Origin of the sequence: Sphingomonas sp. CBMAI 2297, assembly GCF_029870595.1 — a bacterium.
GTDB lineage: Bacteria > Pseudomonadota > Alphaproteobacteria > Sphingomonadales > Sphingomonadaceae > Sphingomonas.
In genome coordinates this window covers 57,415-73,901 of sequence record NZ_JAPDIR010000021.1, presented here as the reverse complement: position 1 = coordinate 73,901, position 16,487 = coordinate 57,415, and the positions used below count along the sequence as shown (strand labels likewise).

The 16,487-nt window shown below is 66.5% G+C and carries 16 protein-coding genes; 8 read left to right on the top strand and 8 right to left on the bottom strand.

Annotated features, from left to right (window positions below):
- The first annotated feature begins 271 nt into the window (after positions 1-271).
- The gene (locus OMP43_RS21085) at positions 272-1,150 is read left to right on the top strand and encodes a DUF4747 family protein (RefSeq protein ID WP_280281519.1); all 879 of its coding nucleotides are present in this window, start codon (positions 272-274) and stop codon (positions 1,148-1,150) included.
- 548 nt (positions 1,151-1,698) lie between these two features.
- Here the strand turns inward: OMP43_RS21085 and OMP43_RS21080 are convergent.
- From OMP43_RS21080 to OMP43_RS21065, 4 genes are read right to left on the bottom strand one after another with little or no spacing between them, the layout of a single operon-like run.
- Complete coding sequence (locus tag OMP43_RS21080) at positions 1,699-2,757, bottom strand: ribonucleotide-diphosphate reductase subunit beta (protein ID WP_280281518.1); 1,059 nt, start codon at positions 2,755-2,757, stop codon at positions 1,699-1,701.
- A gap of 20 nt (positions 2,758-2,777) precedes the next feature.
- On the bottom strand, positions 2,778-3,278 hold the full coding sequence (locus OMP43_RS21075) for a hypothetical protein (RefSeq protein ID WP_280281517.1): 501 nt from the start codon (positions 3,276-3,278) through the stop codon (positions 2,778-2,780).
- Entirely contained in the window at positions 3,275-3,496 is a 222-nt protein-coding gene (locus tag OMP43_RS21070; protein WP_280281516.1) for a hypothetical protein, read from the bottom strand. Before OMP43_RS21070 ends, OMP43_RS21075 begins: the two co-directional genes overlap by 4 nt.
- Entirely contained in the window at positions 3,493-3,834 is a 342-nt protein-coding gene (locus OMP43_RS21065) for a hypothetical protein (RefSeq protein WP_280281515.1), read from the bottom strand. The genes OMP43_RS21070 and OMP43_RS21065 overlap by 4 nt, the downstream gene beginning before the upstream one ends.
- 101 nt (positions 3,835-3,935) lie before the next feature.
- Here OMP43_RS21065 and OMP43_RS21060 point away from each other — a divergent pair, with 101 nt between their 5' ends.
- Positions 3,936-4,199: a DUF2171 domain-containing protein gene (locus OMP43_RS21060; protein ID WP_280281513.1), complete on the top strand. Its 264-nt coding sequence runs from the start codon at positions 3,936-3,938 to the stop codon at positions 4,197-4,199.
- Positions 4,200-4,311: 112 nt separating this feature from the next.
- Here OMP43_RS21060 and OMP43_RS21055 read toward each other — a convergent pair whose 3' ends face one another.
- Complete coding sequence (locus OMP43_RS21055) at positions 4,312-6,246, bottom strand: ribonucleoside-diphosphate reductase subunit alpha (protein WP_280281512.1); 1,935 nt, start codon at positions 6,244-6,246, stop codon at positions 4,312-4,314.
- Positions 6,247-6,904: 658 nt separating this feature from the next.
- Here OMP43_RS21055 and OMP43_RS21050 point away from each other — a divergent pair.
- The 3 genes from OMP43_RS21050 (at position 6,905) to OMP43_RS21040 (ending at position 11,564) form a co-directional block, all read left to right on the top strand.
- Complete coding sequence (locus OMP43_RS21050) at positions 6,905-8,578, top strand: MFS transporter (protein WP_280281511.1); 1,674 nt, start codon at positions 6,905-6,907, stop codon at positions 8,576-8,578.
- On the top strand, positions 8,571-9,734 hold the full coding sequence (locus OMP43_RS21045; protein WP_280281510.1) for an HlyD family secretion protein: 1,164 nt from the start codon (positions 8,571-8,573) through the stop codon (positions 9,732-9,734). Before OMP43_RS21050 ends, OMP43_RS21045 begins: the two co-directional genes overlap by 8 nt.
- Positions 9,735-9,929: 195 nt before the next feature.
- Positions 9,930-11,564: an amidase gene (locus tag OMP43_RS21040; protein ID WP_280281509.1), complete on the top strand. Its 1,635-nt coding sequence runs from the start codon at positions 9,930-9,932 to the stop codon at positions 11,562-11,564.
- 12 nt (positions 11,565-11,576) lie between these two features.
- Here the strand turns inward: OMP43_RS21040 and OMP43_RS21035 are convergent, their stop codons facing one another.
- Positions 11,577-12,041 (bottom strand): DUF2721 domain-containing protein, encoded by a 465-nt coding sequence (locus tag OMP43_RS21035; protein ID WP_086130582.1) that lies wholly within the window; start codon positions 12,039-12,041, stop codon positions 11,577-11,579.
- A gap of 42 nt (positions 12,042-12,083) precedes the next feature.
- Between OMP43_RS21035 and OMP43_RS21030 the strand changes: the two genes are divergently transcribed.
- The 3 genes from OMP43_RS21030 to OMP43_RS21020 all read left to right on the top strand — a co-directional run bounded on the left by OMP43_RS21030 (position 12,084) and on the right by OMP43_RS21020 (position 14,479).
- Positions 12,084-12,443: an STAS/SEC14 domain-containing protein gene (locus tag OMP43_RS21030; RefSeq protein ID WP_280281508.1), complete on the top strand. Its 360-nt coding sequence runs from the start codon at positions 12,084-12,086 to the stop codon at positions 12,441-12,443.
- A 51-nt stretch (positions 12,444-12,494) separates the two neighbouring features.
- The gene (locus tag OMP43_RS21025; RefSeq protein ID WP_280281507.1) at positions 12,495-13,709 is read left to right on the top strand and encodes a GNAT family N-acetyltransferase; all 1,215 of its coding nucleotides are present in this window, start codon (positions 12,495-12,497) and stop codon (positions 13,707-13,709) included.
- 68 nt (positions 13,710-13,777) lie between these two features.
- Positions 13,778-14,479 (top strand): Crp/Fnr family transcriptional regulator, encoded by a 702-nt coding sequence (locus OMP43_RS21020; RefSeq protein WP_348538623.1) that lies wholly within the window; start codon positions 13,778-13,780, stop codon positions 14,477-14,479.
- A gap of 15 nt (positions 14,480-14,494) precedes the next feature.
- Here OMP43_RS21020 and OMP43_RS21015 read toward each other — a convergent pair whose 3' ends face one another.
- Together OMP43_RS21015 and OMP43_RS21010 are read right to left on the bottom strand one after the other, a co-directional pair.
- Positions 14,495-15,718: an aminotransferase class V-fold PLP-dependent enzyme gene (locus OMP43_RS21015; protein WP_348538622.1), complete on the bottom strand. Its 1,224-nt coding sequence runs from the start codon at positions 15,716-15,718 to the stop codon at positions 14,495-14,497.
- A 74-nt stretch (positions 15,719-15,792) separates the two neighbouring features.
- Entirely contained in the window at positions 15,793-16,473 is a 681-nt protein-coding gene (locus OMP43_RS21010; RefSeq protein WP_280281505.1) for a tRNA (guanine(46)-N(7))-methyltransferase TrmB, read from the bottom strand.
- Between the last annotated feature and the right edge of the window lie 14 nt (positions 16,474-16,487).

Sequence of the window (16,487 nt, the reverse complement as noted above, 5' to 3'; positions counted from 1 at the left end):
CGCCCCGCCGAAGGCGTCCCAGATACGCGGGCGCTGGCGGCGGGGCATGGGGTCAATGCACGAGGAGTCCGCCGGGTTGCATTGCAGCATGGGATTGCGGCGGGGGTGTTGCATGGGGGACACGGTGGGTTTCAAACTTTCGGTCCCCTCGACAGATTAGAAGGAACATATTAGGAACACCAAAACGGTTAAAAAAGATGGCTGGCGCTTCATCTGAAGCTGGTGACTAAATCGGATTTTGCTACATTTCCCTAAGGAGAGGGGAATTTTAATGGCTCGAGATCCAAAGCTTGAAGTGAGTGCTATCAATATCCGCATTCCGGATACTCATAATCGTGACTACCGTGCGCTTATCGAGCGCCTTGCGGGCCTAAGAAGGGGCGTTCGCGTTTATGGAGACTCCTATGTCGCGATAAAATTCTTCTCTTCCGATCAGGAGGATATGGGCATTATCGCAAAGTATACTGAGATAGACATTGATGGCGATTGGTTCGATCTTGAAGATTTCGATACCGCGACCCCTGAACGGCTAGAAGAAATCAGCATACCAGACGCGCTGAGGCCAAATCTCGCTCAATTCTATTTTCAACTATTCCCAGACGATCACATTGTAGCTGTATCGACTTACGCTGAATCGAAAGGCTTGAGCACGCGGTCGCTCTTAAAATATTTCCGTGAGGCTTTGAGCTGGAGAGAAATATCTGAAGAATTCGGCAGAGTGGAAGTCGACATCGTCCAGAATTATCATGGCGTTGAAGAGCTCCTTGCCCTTCCATACCTCAAAGAGGTTCGAATTATAATTCGAAGGCCAAACTCGGATGATGTTAGCGGGGATCTCGCGGCCATTATCGAGGAACGCCTTAAGGAGCAAAATGGCGACGAGTACGAAGAGGTACTCCGATCAAAAGATTCCGGTGACCTAGAACCTAATGAGCGAACCAGGAAACTTGGCGTAGTAGCCGCTGAGAACGGCGAACTTCGGACCAAAAGTATAATCAATGGCATCATGACTGAACGAAAGGCGTCGGATATGCCGCTGACGGAAGGCACCCGGTACAAGCCGGAGGAGCCCGAAATGGTTATTTTCCAGAGCCTCGCCGAAAGGATACGGGAAACCATAGCCCGTGCACGCCAGGCTTTGAATGGGTAGCTACGGGACCGGTCTTCGCGAGAATTTGCGCTCGCTTTATGCGAGCCACGGAGGTTTTCACGCAGTTTTGCGGTCTGGCTACCTGTGGCTTGCCGTAATTCTCGCTGGGCTGTGTTGGCGCATGATCCCATCAGCGTCTTGGGCACCATTAGCGCAAGCAACCCTCCCAACTCTTTCCGGGTTTTCGATAGCAGCGTTTGCTATCCTATTCGCCATTCTAGACAGTAAGGCAAGACACGCATTACGCACACCCGACAACCGCCTGCAGGGAAGGTCACCGCTACTAATTCTGGCAAGCAGCATATGTCATGCTGTAATCATCCAGATAGCAACGCTATTATTTAGCATCGTCTATCTTGCAAAACCTTTCCCTGCAATATGCGTGCACACGCACGCAGCAAATTACATCAACATAGGACTTTCCGCACTTGGATTGATTTTACTTTTCTACTCGATGACCCTTATCGTAGCGTCCGTGCTATCCATATTCAAAATACTTGAAATCATTCGCTAAGGCGGGGTCGGCCAATGCCGACCCCGAAGCCATCTCACTCCGCCGCAATCCCCGCCTTCGAGAACATGTCCGGCCCGCCTTCGCCGCCATCCTCGTTGGCCACCGGCGTCACCTTGGCCTTCTGGCGCTTGTCGAACGAATCCCACACTTCGTTCCAGGCGCCGCGGGTCGCCGCCTTCGAATATTCGGTCGCGCGGGTCTCGAAGAAATTGGCGTGCTCCACGCCGTTCAACAGCGGGGCGAGCCAGGGCAGCGGATGCTCCTCGACCATGTAGATCGGCTTGAGGCCGAGCTGGCCCAGGCGCCAGTCCGCGATGTAGCGGACATATTTCTTGATTTCCTTGGGCGTCATCCCGTTCACCGGGCCCATCTCGAACACCAGGTCGATGAACGCGTCCTCGATGCGCACCGTCTTCTGGCACATGTCGAGAATGTCGTCGCGCACCGATGGGGTAAGGCAGTTGCGCTCCTTGCAGAAGGCATGGAACAGCCGGATGATGCCCTCGCAGTGCAGGCTCTCGTCGCGCACCGACCAGGACACGATCTGGCCCATGCCCTTCATCTTGTTGAAGCGCGGGAAGTTCATCAGCATCGCGAACGAGGCGAAGAGCTGCAGCCCCTCGGTGAAGCCGCCGAACATGGCCAGCGTCTTGGCGATGTCCTCGTCGGTATCGACGCCGAAAGTGCTCAGATAGTCATGCTTGTCCTTCATCTCCTTATACTGGAGGAAGGCGGCATATTCGGTCTCGGGCATGCCGATCGTGTCGAGCAGGTGCGAATAGGCGGCGATATGGACCGTCTCCATGTTGCTGAACGCGGTCAGCATCATCTTGATCTCGGTCGGCTTGAACACGCGGCCATATTTCTCGTGGTAGCAATCCTGCACTTCCACGTCCGCCTGGGTGAAGAAGCGGAAGATCTGGGTGAGCAGGTTGCGCTCGTGATCGGTGAGCTTCTGCGCCCAGTCGCGGCAATCCTCGCCGAGCGGCACCTCTTCCGGCAGCCAGTGGATCTGCTGCTGGCGCTTCCAGAACTCGAACGCCCAGGGATATTCGAAGGGCTTGTAGGTCTTGCGGGCTTCGAGAAGCGGCATTGGGGTTACTCCGTGACGAACTAGATGAGTTTGAGAACAAACAGGACGGCCGACAGGCCGATGAAAGTGAAGCCGATGCCACGCCCGGCATTCTCGACATAGGCGGTCGCGGGATCGACCAGGTACCGCAGGCCGAGCAGCAACAGGATCGCCGGCAGGAAGAAATTGACCCAGGCGGGCGGCGGCCCCAGCCCGAACAGGCGCAGGAGCACCGCCAGCGCGAAGACGCCAAGCGCCAGGAGGAGGAACGGCAGCAGCAGCGCCAGCGGCCTGGCGAGCCAGTTCTGGCGCGGGCGCGCGGCCTGCACGGAAACCTGGGCAAGGCTGGCATCGATGCTACGCAGTTCCTCGAAATACCGGTCTCCCCCGCGCGCGAGGCGCCGCTCACGGCGGCGGTGGAGCCGGGCGAGGCGCGCCTCGAAGCCGAACAGCGGATCGAGCAGCCGGTCGATCGCCCAGCCGGCAGCGAAGAGCAGGGCGCCCAGCGGCAGCGCCGCGAGCAGAAACCAGGGCGTGCTCATGCCGCCCCTCCAGCCAATGTGAACACCGCCGCGAAGCCGCCGAGGAACAGGCCCAGTGCGAACAGCATCATCCCGGCGATGCGTAGCGCATAGCCGCTCGCCTCGCCCTCGGGCAGACGCAGCAGGGCACGCGTGGCGGCGGGCTTCACCATGGCGGCGAGGCCCGTGGCGCCCGCCGCTCCGGCGATGCCGGCCATCAGGGCGAGGCTGCGCGTCACTGGTCGATCACCGTGGTGTTCCGGCCGCGCACCACCCGGTCGCGATAGACGACCCGAGTCACCCGATGCCCGCGATTGGCGCCGACCCCGAACACGCAGATGCCGAGGAAATAGCCGAAATCATACCAGCCGCCATTATTGGGCACGGCATAGACGGCGACGTCCCGCACGATCAGCGAGAGGAACCAGGCGACCGGGAAGATGAAGCCGTGCCACAGGCCGAGCAGGAAGCCCGGCGCTTCGGGCTGGACGGCGCTGGGCACCTGCTTCGCGCAGGCGGCGAGCAGCAGAAAGGCAGTGAGCGCCAGGGCTCGGAAAGATGCGCGGACGGGCTTCATGCGATTCCCCCTTCGGGTGGGTGGGAGGCGGCGCGCGCGGCTGCATCGTTTCGCCGCGGCGCGCGTTGAGCGTGCGAACCATCCCCCCAAGGAGATCCGAGATGACCGATTTGCAGGCGATCCGCGAGCATATGGAAGTGATCGGCGCCGACGGCGTCCATGTCGGCACCGTCGACAAGGTCGAGGGCAGCCGGATCAAGCTCACCAGGAAGGACAGCGCCGTCGAGATCGAAGGCGCGGCGGGCAGCCATGCCGGGCACCATCACTATGTCTCGGTCGGCCTGGTCGCCGGCGTGGAAGGCGACAAGGTGCGCCTGTCCGCCACCGCGGCCAACGCGGTCGAGATCTTCGAGGAAGAGGCCTGAACCAGGCGCAGCCCCTCTCCCACAAGGGGAGAGGGAGCGGCGATACGCCATTCCCTCTCCCCTTGTGGGAGAGGGAGTTTGCGCGTCCGCCGGTTTCCCTAGCTCCGCCACCTCACTGGCACGCCAGGCATTCGTCATAATCCGTCGACTCGCCCAGGTTGAACTGCGGCTTCTCGATCGTGTTGTCGGCTTCCACCCCGCCCGCGAAGCCGGCGCGCTGCACCGACTTGGAGCGGAGATAATAGAGCGACTTGATGCCGAGCTCCCAGGCGCGGAAGTGGAGCATCAGCAGGTCCCATTTCTCCACGTCCGCCGGGATGAACAGGTTCAGCGACTGGGCCTGGTCGATATAGGGCGAGCGATCGCCGGCCAGCTCGAGGATCCAGCGCTGGTCGATCTCGAACGAGGTCTTGTAGACGTCCTTCTCTTCCTGGCTGAGGAAGTCGAGATGCTGGACCGAGCCGCCCTGCTCGAGGATCGAGTTCCACACCGCATCCGAATTCTTGCTCTTCTCCGAGAGCAGCTTCTCCAGATAGGGGTTCTTGACCGAGAAGCTGCCCGACAGCGTCTTGTGCGTGTAGATATTGGCCGGGATCGGCTCGATACAGGCCGAGGTGCCGCCGCAGATGATCGAGATCGACGCGGTCGGCGCGATCGCCATCTTGCAGCTGAAACGCTCCATCACGCCCATGTCCGCCGCATCCGGGCACGGCCCGCGCTCGACCGCGAGCGCCATCGACGCCTGGTCGACCTGCGCCTTGACGTGCTTGAAGATGCGCAGGTTCCAGCTCTTGGCCATCGCGCCCTCGAACGGGATGTTCCGCGCCTGGAGGAAGGAGTGGAAGCCCATCACGCCCAGGCCGACCGAACGCTCGCGGCTGGCCGAATAGGCGGCCTTTTCCATGCCCGGCTCGGCCCGGTCGATATAATCCTGCAGGACGTTGTCGAGGAAGCGCATCACATCCTCGATCATCCCGGCCTCGCCCTTCCACTCGTCCCAGGTCTCGAGGTTGAGCGAGGAGAGGCAGCACACCGCGGTGCGCTCATTGCCCAGATGGTCCTTGCCCGTGGGCAGCGTGATCTCCGAGCAGAGGTTCGAAGTGGAGACCTTGAGGCCCAGATCGCGGTGATGCTTGGGCATGTTCGAGTTCACGTGATCGGCGAACACGATATAGGGCTCGCCGGTGGCGAGGCGAGTCTCGACCAGCTTCTGGAACAGCGCGCGCGCATCAACCTTGCCGCGGACCGACTGGTCCTTCGGCGACTTCAGCTCCCATTCCGCGCCGGCCCGCACCGCTTCCATGAACGCGTCGGGAATCAGCACGCCGTGGTGCAGGTTCAGCGCCTTGCGGTTGAAATCGCCCGACGGCTTGCGGATCTCGAGGAACTCCTCGATCTCCGGGTGCGAGATGTCGAGATAGCAGGCGGCCGAGCCGCGGCGCAGCGACCCCTGCGAGATCGCCAGGGTGAGCGAATCCATCACGCGGACGAAGGGAATGATGCCCGAGGTCTTGCCGTTGAGGCCGACCGGCTCGCCGATGCCGCGGACATTGCCCCAATAGGTGCCGATGCCGCCGCCGCGCGAGGCGAGCCAGACATTCTCGTTCCAGGTGTCGACGATGCCGTTCAGGCTGTCCGGCACCGAATTGAGGAAGCAGCTGATCGGCAGGCCGCGGCCGGTGCCGCCGTTCGAGAGAACGGGAGTGGCGGGCATGAACCACAGCTTCGAGATATAGTCGTAGATGCGCTGGGCGTGCCCCTGATCATCGGCATAGGCCGAGGCGACGCGCACGAACAGATCCTGGAAATTCTCGCCGGGCAGCAGATAGCGGTCGCGCAGCGTCTCCTTGCCGAATTCGGTGAGCAGCGCATCGCGCGAATGATCGACCTCGACGTCGAACGCCCGCGGCGCGACGGCCTTGCTGTCGTTCCGCTTGCGCGCCTTGGGCGCCGCCTTGGCGGCATCGCTCGCGGCCGGCTTGCCGGCAGTGGCGGGGGCTTCGGCGACGGTCTCGTTCACGCTGTTTTCCGTGTCCCTGAATTCCATAACTCTCACCCCTGACAAAGCTTCACTGGCCTTCCCCGGGGGAAGGCATAAATCCCGACTCGAAGGGGCCGCCGATCCTAGCATCGACACGGTCGCGCGCGAAGAACAAAACATGTCCATCGCACTTCGTCCCAGGCGCGAATCGACCCGTTCCGCATATGGGTATGCGGCGGCGAGTCCACCAGTGCTTGAGCTTGCCCCTCAGTGCAACCACAACAGATTGTGCCAAACCGAGTCCGGGCACAAGACCCGAAATGGTTAATTTCCACAACGTTTCGTCGCTAAAATGACTCGGTTCGTGGCACCTGCATATCTGCTGCAATGCCGCGACGCGCGGACTTTCCTAGGGTTTCCGAAAGGCAAGGGAACGAACATGGAACGTTAATTTTTTTCGCGTGGAGGAATCCGGGGGACCACAAGGGCTTGTGGTTGCCCGCTCGAACGCACCGAAGATGATGGCGATCAAGGCACAAGGGGCAAAGCAGGCGCGCTTCGGCGCTCCCCGGCGCTTCCCGCTCGAGGCAATGCGGCCGGCCGGGCGAGCGATTGCAGTCCACGCAACCGAGCGTTGCCGATTGCGCGATATTCAATCAGACTTGCCGGGGTCTAGAGGCAGTCCTTTGGCGGATCGTTCCGCCGCGAACGGGATTATGTCGGGATGGCAACGAACGGGGCAGCGACGGGGGAGCAGCCGGCATGGCAGCCGGCCCCGCACGAGCGCTCGCCCATCCCCGGCTCGCCGCCCACCCCCTGGCACCCGCCGCTGCGGCGCGCCGCCTATATATCGGTGGCGGTGCTGGTGATCCTTTCAGGGTCGCTGGGCAATGCGATCGTCACCGCGAACCTGACGACCCTGCAGGGATCGCTGGGACTCTATTCCGCCGAGATCCAGTGGCTGCCGACCGTCTATGTGATGACGAACGTCTGCGCGAACATGGTCCTGATCAAGTTCCGCCAGCAATTCGGCATCCGGCTGTTCACCCAGATCTTCCTCGGCGCCTTCGCCCTGACCACCGCCGGACACCTGATCGCGCACAGCTTCGCGACGGCGGTGGCGGTGCGCGCGCTGAGCGGGATCGCCGCGGCGGCGTGCAGCACGGTGGGGCTGCTCTACATGGTCCAGGCCTGGACGCCCGAGCACCGGCTGAAGGGCATCGTGATCGCGATCAGCCTGCCGCAGATCGCCGTCCCCCTCGCCCGGCTCTTCCCCAGCGAAGCCTTCGAGCCGGATCGCTGGCAGACCATGTATCTGTTCGAGCTGGGCCTCGCCCTGTTCTGCCTGGCCGCGGTGCGCCTGCTCGTGCTGCCCCCGGTCGAGCGGATGAAGGTGTTCGAGCCGCTCGACTTCCTCACTTTCCCGATCTTCGCCGGCGGCATGGCGCTGCTCTGCGCGGTGCTGGGCATGGGCCGGGCGCTGTGGTGGTTCGAGGCGCCGTGGATCGCGCCGGCGCTGATCGGGGCGATCGTGCTGCTGCCGATCGCCTGGCTGATCGAGCACCACCGCGAACGCCCGCTGCTCAACACGCGCTGGCTGGCGAGCCGCGACATCGTGCGCTTCGCGCTCGTCTCGATCCTGGTGCGCGTGGTGCTTTCGGAGCAGACGATCGGCGCGTCGGGACTGCTCACCGTGCTGGGCATGGGCAACGATCAGATGCGGATGCTCTATCTGGTGGTGCTGCTCGCGACGCTGGCCGGGGTGGTGGTCGGCGCGCTCACGCTCGACCCCCTGTTCCTCGGCAAGCCGATCCTGATCGCGCTGGCGCTGATCGGCCTGGGCGCCTGGCTCGATTCGGATTCGACCAACCTGATCCGCCCGCACGACATGTATTTCAGCCAGGCGCTGCTGGGCTTCGCCAGCGCCCTGTTCATCGGGCCGGCGATGCTGATCGGGCTGACCCGCGCGCTGCGCGAGGGCCCCACCCATTTCGTCAGCTTCTCGGCGCTGTTCGGCATCACCCAGAATCTGGGCGGCCTGTTCGGATCGGCGATGCTCGGCACCTTCCAGGTGATCCGCGAGCGGGCGCACAGCAACGCCATCGTCGCGCAGCTGGCCAGCGGCGATCCGCTGGTGGCGCAGCGGCTCCAGCAGAATGCCGGCGCCTATGGCCGGGTGCTGATCGACCCCGGCCTGCGCCAGGCCGAGGGCGCGGCGATCCTCTCGCAGACCGTGACGCGCGAGGCGAACATCCTGGCCTATAACGACACTTTCCTGCTGATCGCGGCGATCGCGGCGGGGACGATCTTGTGGGTCTTCATCCCCATCATGCGGATCCGGCGCGAGAATCTCGCGCGCGCCGCCGCCGAGCAGCAAGCAGGAGCGAAGAATGGCTGAGCCGACCACCCCGGCGATCGAAGCGGACGCGAGGCCGGTGCCCCCGCCGGCCCCCGCGTCCGCCCCGAGCGAGGGTGCGGATCCGCCGCCCACGCCCGAGGTCGCCGCGCGCCGCTGGATCCCGCCCCGGCTCTCCTGGACCGCCATCCTGGTCGCGGCGCTGCTGGTGCTGGCCGGCGTCGTCGCGGTGCTGATGGCGTGGCAGGTCTGGCCCTTTGCCGGCAACGTCCAGTCCACCGAGAATGCCTATGTGCGCGGGCAGGTGACGATCATCAGCCCGCAGGTGAGCGGATATCTCACCGAGGTGCCGGTGCAGGATTTCGCGACCGTGAAGGCGGGCGACGTGCTCGCGACGATCGACGACCGCATCTATCGCCAGCGCGTCGACCAGGCGAAGGCGAACGTCGCCAGCGCCGAAGCCGCGCTCGCCAACAATCCGCAACAGGCGGCGTCCAAGACCGCGGCCTATGGCTCGCAACAGGCCGCGGTCGCCTCCGCCCAGGCGCAGCTCGCCAAGGCGCAGGCCGATTTCAACCGGATCGACGCGCTGGCCAGGCAGGGCTTCATTACCCGGCGCGACCGCGATGCGGCGCTCGCCGCGCTGCGCACCGCCCAGTCGGCGGTGGCGCAGGCCCAGGCGGCACGGACGGTGGCGAGCGAGGACATCCGCAGCGTGACGGTGAACAAGGGCGGGCTGGTCGCCGCGGTGGATGCCGCCAAGGCGGCGCTCCACCTCGCCGAGATCGACCTCGCCAACACGGTGATCCGCGCGCCGGTGGCCGGGCAATTGGGCGAGATCGGCGGGCGGCGCGGCCAATATGTCACGGCCGGCACCCAGCTGATGGCACTGGTGCCGCAGACCTTGTGGGTGACCGCCAACTTCAAGGAGGCGCAGACCGCGAAGATCCGCCCGGGCGCCAAGGCGAGCTTCCGGGTGGACGCGCTGGGCGGCGCGAAGCTGACCGGCACGGTCGAGCAGCTGGCGCCGGCGGCGGGATCGGAGTTCGCGGTGATCCGCAGCGACAATGCGACGGGCAATTTCGTCAAGATCCCCCAGCGGATCGCGGTGCGGATCAGGATCGACCCGGACCAGCCCGTGGCGGCGCGGCTGCGGCCGGGCATGTCGGTGGAGGCGAGCGTGGCGGTTGGGGACTGAGCTTCCTTGCCGGCCTTCCTCACCTTGTCCGCCGTTCCCGCCTTAGCCGCCATCCCCGCGCAGGCGGGGATCCAGGGTTTCTCCCCCGTATCGCCCTGGACTCTAGGATCCCCGCCCGCGCGGGGATGACGATGATGGGGTGTCAGGCTAGGCTGTCCCCGCAACGAGATTCGGGGACGGCATATGCGAACGGGAATGACGGCGCTGGCAGTGGCTCTGGCCTGGGCGTCGCCCGCCTGGGCGCAGGAGGCGCCGGCCGGCACGGCGCCGGCTCCCGCCCCGTCCGACATCGTCGTCCAGGAAGCGCCGCGCCCGCTGCCCACCGTCGAGGAACAGTCGATCGACGCGCTGCGCGCGGCGCTCGCCGACGGGAGCATGACCAGCAGCTACATCGTCGACGCCTATGTCGCGCGGATCGGCAAGCTCGACCGCGCCGGCCCGACGCTGCGCTCGGTGATCGCCGTCGCGCCGGCCAAGGACCTGCGCGCCGACGCCCGCGACAGCGACGACCGGCGCAAGGCGGGCAAGCCGCTCGGCCCGCTCGACGGCATCCCGGTGCTGATCAAGGACAATATCGAGACGCAGAACATGCCCACCACCGCGGGCAGCCTGGCGCTGGCCAACAACGATACCGGGCGGGACGCGCCGCTGGTCGCGCGGCTGCGGGCGCGGGGCGCGATCATCCTCGGCAAGACCAACCTCTCCGAATGGGCGAACATCCGCTCGAACAATTCGATGAGCGGCTGGAGCGCGATGGGCGGGCTGGTGAAGAACCCCTATGCGCTCGATCGCTCCGCCTGCGGCTCGTCGAGCGGATCGGGCGCGGCGATCGCGGCGAGCCTGGCGGCGGTGGCGGTGGGCACCGAGACCGATGGCTCGGTGGTATGCCCGGCGGCGATGAACGGGCTGGTCGGGCTCAAGCCGACGCTGGGGCTGATCAGCCGCACCGGCGTGGTGCCGATCAGCCACAGCCAGGATACGCCGGGGCCGATGGCGCGCTCGGTGAAGGACGCGGCGATCCTGTTCGGCGCGATGGTGGGCAGCGACGACGCCGACCCCGCGACCAAGGACGCGGACAGGCACCGCAAGGACTATGCCGCCGGGCTGAGCCCGGACGCGCTCAAGGGCATGCGGATCGGCTATTGGAAGCCCGAGATGGCGGCCGACCTCGCCGCCCGTTTCGACAAGGCGCTCGCCGAGCTCGGCGCGGCCGGCGCGGTGCTGGTCGAAGTGAAGATGCCCGAGCTGAAGGGCCTGGGCGATGCCGAGGGGCTGGTCCTCCACACCGAGCTGAAGGCCGACATGGCCGCCTATCTCGCCACCACTCCGGCCAGCGTGGGCCCTAAGACGCTCGCCGACCTGATCGCCTTCAACGAAGCGCACAAGGAAGCCGAGATGCCGTTCTTCGGCCAGGAGACCTTCATCAAGGCCGACAAGTCCAAGGGCCTGGACGATCCCGAATATCTGGCCGCGCGCGAGAAATCGGCGCGCATGGCCGGGCCCGAGGGGATCGACGCGATGCTCAAGGCCGCGGACGCGCAGATCCTGGTCACGCCGACCTATGGCACGCCCTGGCTGAGCGATCCCGCCCATGGCGACCAGTTCCAGGGGCCCTCGGCGAGCGAGCTGCCGGCAGTCTCCGGCTATCCGCACCTCACCGTGCCGATGGGCCTGGTGAACGGGCTGCCGGCCGGCCTCTCCTTCATCGGCACCGCCTATGCCGACGGGCTGCTGCTCAAGGCCGGCTATGCCTATGAGCAGGCGACGCACGCCCGGGTGGCACCGCAATATCTGCCGACGATCCCGGCCGACCTGGGGCCGCGGCAATAGCCGCCGCGCCGACTATTTCTTCTTGCCGTCCAGCTCGAGCAGTTCCTCGCGCACATGGATCGCCTCGAGCGACATGCGCACCTCGAACAGGAAATAGATCAGGCCGGCCATCAGCAGCAGCATCGAGACGATGAAGGCGCTCGCCACCCAGATGCCGACATGCAGGTTGCTGAGCCGCGCGACGAACATCATCGCGACGACGAAGCAGATGGCGAGGGCGCTGGCCGTGCACAGGAAGATCGCGTTGTTGATCACCGAGATGCGGCGATCGATGATGCGCAGCTCCCACACATGGCGATCATGCTCGGGCCCGGTGGAGCGCGGGTGGAGCTGCTCGATGTTGCGCGCGCGATCGACGATGCGCGCGAGCCGGCCGACCATCACGTTCAGGAACGCCCCGATGCCCGCCAGGAGGAACACCGGCGCGATCGCCGCCTGAATCGTTTCCGAAACCGTGGAGAGATAGGGGCCTTCCATGCGTCATGCGTTATGACCGGGGAACCGAACGGAGTGAAGCCCATGATGCAGTTCGAAACCGACATGGAAGCCGGGGTGATCGAGTTCACCGTGGACGGCGAAGTCACCCGCGCCGAATATGACGCCGGGGCCAGCGAAATGGAGGCGGTGATCGCCCGCCACGGCAAGCTGTCGGCGGTCGCGGTGATCCGCAGCTTCGCCGGCATGGAGCTGGCGGCATGGTGGAAGGACATCAGCTGGGGCGTGGGCCACCTCACCAAGATCGGCCGCGTCGCGGTGGTGACCGATATCGGCTGGATCATCGCGGCCAGCCGCGCCACCGGATGGATGGCGCCGGGCGAGCAGAAGATCTTCACCCCCGAGGAGCTCGACGCCGCCCGCGCCTGGGCCCGCGGAGCGTGACCGCCCGCGTCATCACGGCTTGGTAACGGGTGCCGGGCTAGAAGCATGGCCATGTCGAAGCCGATGCTGCTCGAGGAATTCACGCGCCTGCCGCCGGCGCTCACCGTCGATTGCGTCGACGGGCTGGCCGGCGCGATCGACGCCGTGGCGGCGGGCGCCCGCCCGTCGCACCGGTTCCTGCGCTATGGCTGGTTCGCCGCCGCGCTCCGCACCTATGGCGGCCAGGCCCGCACGCTCACCGTGGCGCGCGAGGGCGAGCCGGTGGCCGCGCTGCCGATCGTCTCGGCCGGCCCCGCCTGGGCGAAGCTGGCCGCGATCCCCGGCTGCTACTGGCCTTTCCGCAGCTTCCCCGTCCGCGAAGATGCCGGCGTGGAGGCGATCGAGGCGCTGCTTCCCCGGCTCGCCCGCACGGCGCGCGCCCTGCGCGTTGGCCCGGTCTATGACGGCGATCCCGGGCTCGAGCTGCTGAAGGAGGCGGCCCGCAACCGGGGCTGGGCGGTGCTCGACCGGTTCGTGGCGGACAGCTTCCTGCTCGACATCGCCGCCGAGCGCGCCGAAGGCACCTGGCCGCGCAACTCGACGCTCAAGAAGAACCGCTTCCACGAGAAGCATCTGGGTGGCCATGGCGCGCTCGAGTGGAGCTTCGTCCACGGCGCCGGCTGGAACGACGCGGCGTTCGCGGCGCTGGCCGACATCGAGGAGAAGAGCTGGATCGCGGCCCGGACCGACGGCTCGGACGCCAAGTTCACCGCGCGCGGCCATGGCGGCTTCTGGCGCGCCGCCGCCGAGGATCCCGTGATCGCCCGGATGATGTGGACGGCGCTGCTCCGCGTCGACGGCGCCCCCGCCGCCTTCTCGTTCGACCTCAATGCCGGTCCGCTGAAATATGCGATCGCGAACAGCTATGATCCGCGCTTCGCCAAGCATTCGCCCGGCAGGCTGCTCTATTATCGCAACCTCGTCCGCGCGATCGAGGACGGCATCGCCGCCGTCGACTGGGGCGCCGGCGACAGCGGCTACAAGCAGGTGATCGGCGCCGCGAAGGGCCCGGCGATCCGCGACTGGCTGTTCGTGCGGCCGGGGCTCGACGCGCTGGCGGGCAGGTTGCTGCGCGGCGCCTGGAAGCGCACCGGCCGCGCCGAGACCGGCTCAGCGCCCGCGGAAGCGAACCGCGTCCTCGATGCTGAGGAAGGCGACCGCGGCGATGAAGAAGGCAAAGGCGCCGGCAACCAGACAGAGATACATGAGGCACGTCCCGGTTCGTGAGATAGGGCGCCGCCCGCCTGCCCCCTGGGACAATCCGTCGCTTTGACCTTCGTCAAACCGGCCCCGATATGCGGCGCATGATTGCCGCCCATATCTGCTCCGACTGCGCGGTGCGCGACCGGGCGCTCTGCGCCAGCCTCGACGATGCCGAGCTCGCCGCGCTCGACACGCTCGGCCAGCGACGCCGGCTCACGCGCGGGCAAACCCTGGTCTGGGCCGGCGAGGAAAGCCTGGTCTGCGCCAATCTGCTCTCGGGCGTGCTCAAGCTGAGCGCCGTCACGCCCGATGGCCGCGAGCAGGTGGTGGGGCTGCTCTATCCGGCCGATTTCGTCGGCCGCCCCTGGACCGAGCTGGCCGACTTCACCGTCACCGCGCTCGGCGATGTCGAGCTCTGCGTCTTCCCTCGCAAGCCGTTCGAGCGCGTGCTCGAAGACCATGTCCGCATGGAGCGGCTGCTGCTCCAGCGCACGCTGGCGGCGCTCGACGAGGCGCGGGGGCGGATGCTCACTCTCGCCCGGCTCTCGGCGCGCGAGAAGCTGGCCGGCTTCCTGCTCGACCTGGCCGACCGCGCGCAGGGCTGCCGCGCCACTGCCTCCGGGCCGGTGACCTTCGACCTGCCCCTCACCCGCGGCGAGATGGCGGAGGTGCTGGGGCTGACGATCGAGACGGTGAGCCGCCAGCTGAGCCGGCTCAAGGCCGAAGGCGCGATCAACCTGATGGGCGCGCGCGGCATCACCATCCGCGACCGGGCGATGCTGGAGGCGGCGTAACAGCCGTCACCCCGGCTAGCCCGCCACCGTCCGCAGCGCTTCCACGAACCGATCCACCTCTTCCATCGTCGTCGCCAGCGCCGGCGTGACCCGCACGCAGCTGCCCGAGGCGAGCCCGTCGCGGTGGACGGCGAAGATGCCGTGCGCGTCGAGCAACCGCTTCGCCAGCGCGACATTGGCTTGGTGCGAGGCCTGCCCCTTCAGCCGGAAGGCGGTGATCGCGCCGTAGCTGCCGGGATCGTCGGGCGTGAGCACCTCGACATTCGCCAGTTCGCGCGCGGGGCGGACCCAGCGATCGCGCAGCGCCCGGAGCCGGGCCTGCTTGGCGGCGGCGCCGATGCCTTCATGGAAGTCGAGCGCGGCAGGCACCGCGAGCTGCGCCGCATAGTCCAGCGTGCCGGTATGGACGCGGGACCGGATATCGGCGGGGTTCGCGCCGGCTTCGGCGGGATCGACATCGATGTCCGCCAGCCGGCCGCCCCGGATCACGATCGCGCCGACGCCAAGCGGCGCGCCGATCCATTTGTGCAGGTTGATGCCGATGAAATCGGCCGCGAGGTCGGGCAGCCTATAGTCGATCTGGCCGACGCCGTGCGCCGCGTCGACGATCGCGTCGATGCCGCGGAGCCGGGCCATCGCCGCGATCTCGGCGACCGGCAGCACCAGCCCGGTACGGTGGCTGACATGGGTGAGCAGCACCATGCGGAGATTGGGGTGCGCGGCAAAGGCCCTTGCATAGGCATCGAGCACCGCCTGGCGCGTGGCGGGCAGCGGCAGGGCGATCTTGAGCACCTCCACGCCGCGCCGGCCCTTCAGGCTCTCCATACAGGCCTGCATCGCGTCATAATCGAGATCGGCATGGAGCACCGCGTCGCCCGGGCGCAGGCGATTATAGCCCAGGATCAGCGCGCGCATCGCTTCGGTGGCGTTGCGGGTGAAGGCAAGCTCCGCGGTGGCCACGCCCATGACGGCGGCCACCCGGGCGCGGATCGCCTCGATCTCGCCGGGCATCTCGCGCCGGGCATAGAAGCTGGTGTCGCGGTTCACACGATCGACATGGGCGCGATAGGCGGCAAGCACCGGCCGCGCCATCATCCCCCAATTGCCGTGCTCGAGCTGCACCACCCTGCGCGTGACGTCATACTGCGCGGCGATGCCGGCCCAGCGCGCGTCATCCGCCGCTAGGGCCGGAACGACGGGCATCGCCGCCGCGGCGGCCAGCAGGGTCCTGCGGTCCATCATTCCCCTCCTCCCGATCCGGCGCCGCACGGATAGCAGAGGGGCCGGGGCCCCGCCATGCGGCGGCGGGCAGCCTATCGGCGAATGTAGCGGAAGTACCAGACCTCATGGCCCTGGCGCCGCGCCTTGCGCTCGTAGCGCGTCTCGGGCCAGTCCGCCGGGCGGGTGAGGAAATCCTGGGCGGTCTTCGCCTGCCAGGCGAAGTCGCGGCGCTGGTCCATGATCATCATCGACCAGCGGCAATAGGTGGGATCGTCGGTGCCCAGGCGGAACTCGCAGCCGGGCTTGAGCTTCGCCGCGATGATGTCGAGCGGGCCATGGTTCATCATCCGGCGCTTGGCGTGGCGCGCCTTGGGCCAGGGATCGGGATGCAGCAGGTAGAGCCGGTCGAGGCTGGCATCGGGCAGCCGCTCGAGCACTTCGAGCGCGTCGCCCATGTGCAGGCGGACGTTCCTCAGAGCAGCGTCGCGGACATGGCCGAGCGCGCCGACCACGCCGTTGAGGAAAGGCTCGCAGCCGATAAAGCCGTGATCGGGGCGCATCGCGGCCTGGCCGGCGAGATGCTCGCCCGCGCCGAAGCCGATCTCGAACTCGAGCGGGCGGTCGTCGCCGAAGAGGATGGCCGAATCGAGCGGACCCGATTCGGGCAGGCTCACCTGCGGGAGCAGCTCCTCGACAAGGGCGGACTGGCCCTGGCGGAGCTTGTGGCCCTGGCGGCGGCCATAGAGACGGCGGATGGAAACGGGATCGGACACGGGCCGCCTGTTAG

What these genes read in the sequence shown, in the direction of transcription:
- OMP43_RS21030 (WP_280281508.1), top strand. Translation starts at nt 12,084, where the DNA reads ATGATGCAGTTCGAAACCGACATGGAAGCCGGGGTGATCGAGTTCACC.
- OMP43_RS21060 (WP_280281513.1), top strand. Translation starts at nt 3,936, where the DNA reads ATGACCGATTTGCAGGCGATCCGCGAGCATATGGAAGTGATCGGCGCC.
- OMP43_RS21075 (WP_280281517.1), bottom strand. Translation starts at nt 3,278, where the DNA reads ATGAGCACGCCCTGGTTTCTGCTCGCGGCGCTGCCGCTGGGCGCCCTG.
- OMP43_RS21080 (WP_280281518.1), bottom strand. Translation starts at nt 2,757, where the DNA reads ATGCCGCTTCTCGAAGCCCGCAAGACCTACAAGCCCTTCGAATATCCC.
- OMP43_RS21065 (WP_280281515.1), bottom strand. Translation starts at nt 3,834, where the DNA reads ATGAAGCCCGTCCGCGCATCTTTCCGAGCCCTGGCGCTCACTGCCTTT.
- OMP43_RS21055 (WP_280281512.1), bottom strand. Translation starts at nt 6,246, where the DNA reads ATGGAATTCAGGGACACGGAAAACAGCGTGAACGAGACCGTCGCCGAA.
- OMP43_RS21040 (WP_280281509.1), top strand. Translation starts at nt 9,930, where the DNA reads ATGACGGCGCTGGCAGTGGCTCTGGCCTGGGCGTCGCCCGCCTGGGCG.
- OMP43_RS21045 (WP_280281510.1), top strand. Translation starts at nt 8,571, where the DNA reads ATGGCTGAGCCGACCACCCCGGCGATCGAAGCGGACGCGAGGCCGGTG.
- OMP43_RS21050 (WP_280281511.1), top strand. Translation starts at nt 6,905, where the DNA reads ATGGCAACGAACGGGGCAGCGACGGGGGAGCAGCCGGCATGGCAGCCG.
- OMP43_RS21035 (WP_086130582.1), bottom strand. Translation starts at nt 12,041, where the DNA reads ATGGAAGGCCCCTATCTCTCCACGGTTTCGGAAACGATTCAGGCGGCG.
- OMP43_RS21020 (WP_348538623.1), top strand. Translation starts at nt 13,778, where the DNA reads ATGCGGCGCATGATTGCCGCCCATATCTGCTCCGACTGCGCGGTGCGC.
- OMP43_RS21025 (WP_280281507.1), top strand. Translation starts at nt 12,495, where the DNA reads ATGTCGAAGCCGATGCTGCTCGAGGAATTCACGCGCCTGCCGCCGGCG.
- OMP43_RS21015 (WP_348538622.1), bottom strand. Translation starts at nt 15,718, where the DNA reads ATGGACCGCAGGACCCTGCTGGCCGCCGCGGCGGCGATGCCCGTCGTT.
- OMP43_RS21085 (WP_280281519.1), top strand. Translation starts at nt 272, where the DNA reads ATGGCTCGAGATCCAAAGCTTGAAGTGAGTGCTATCAATATCCGCATT.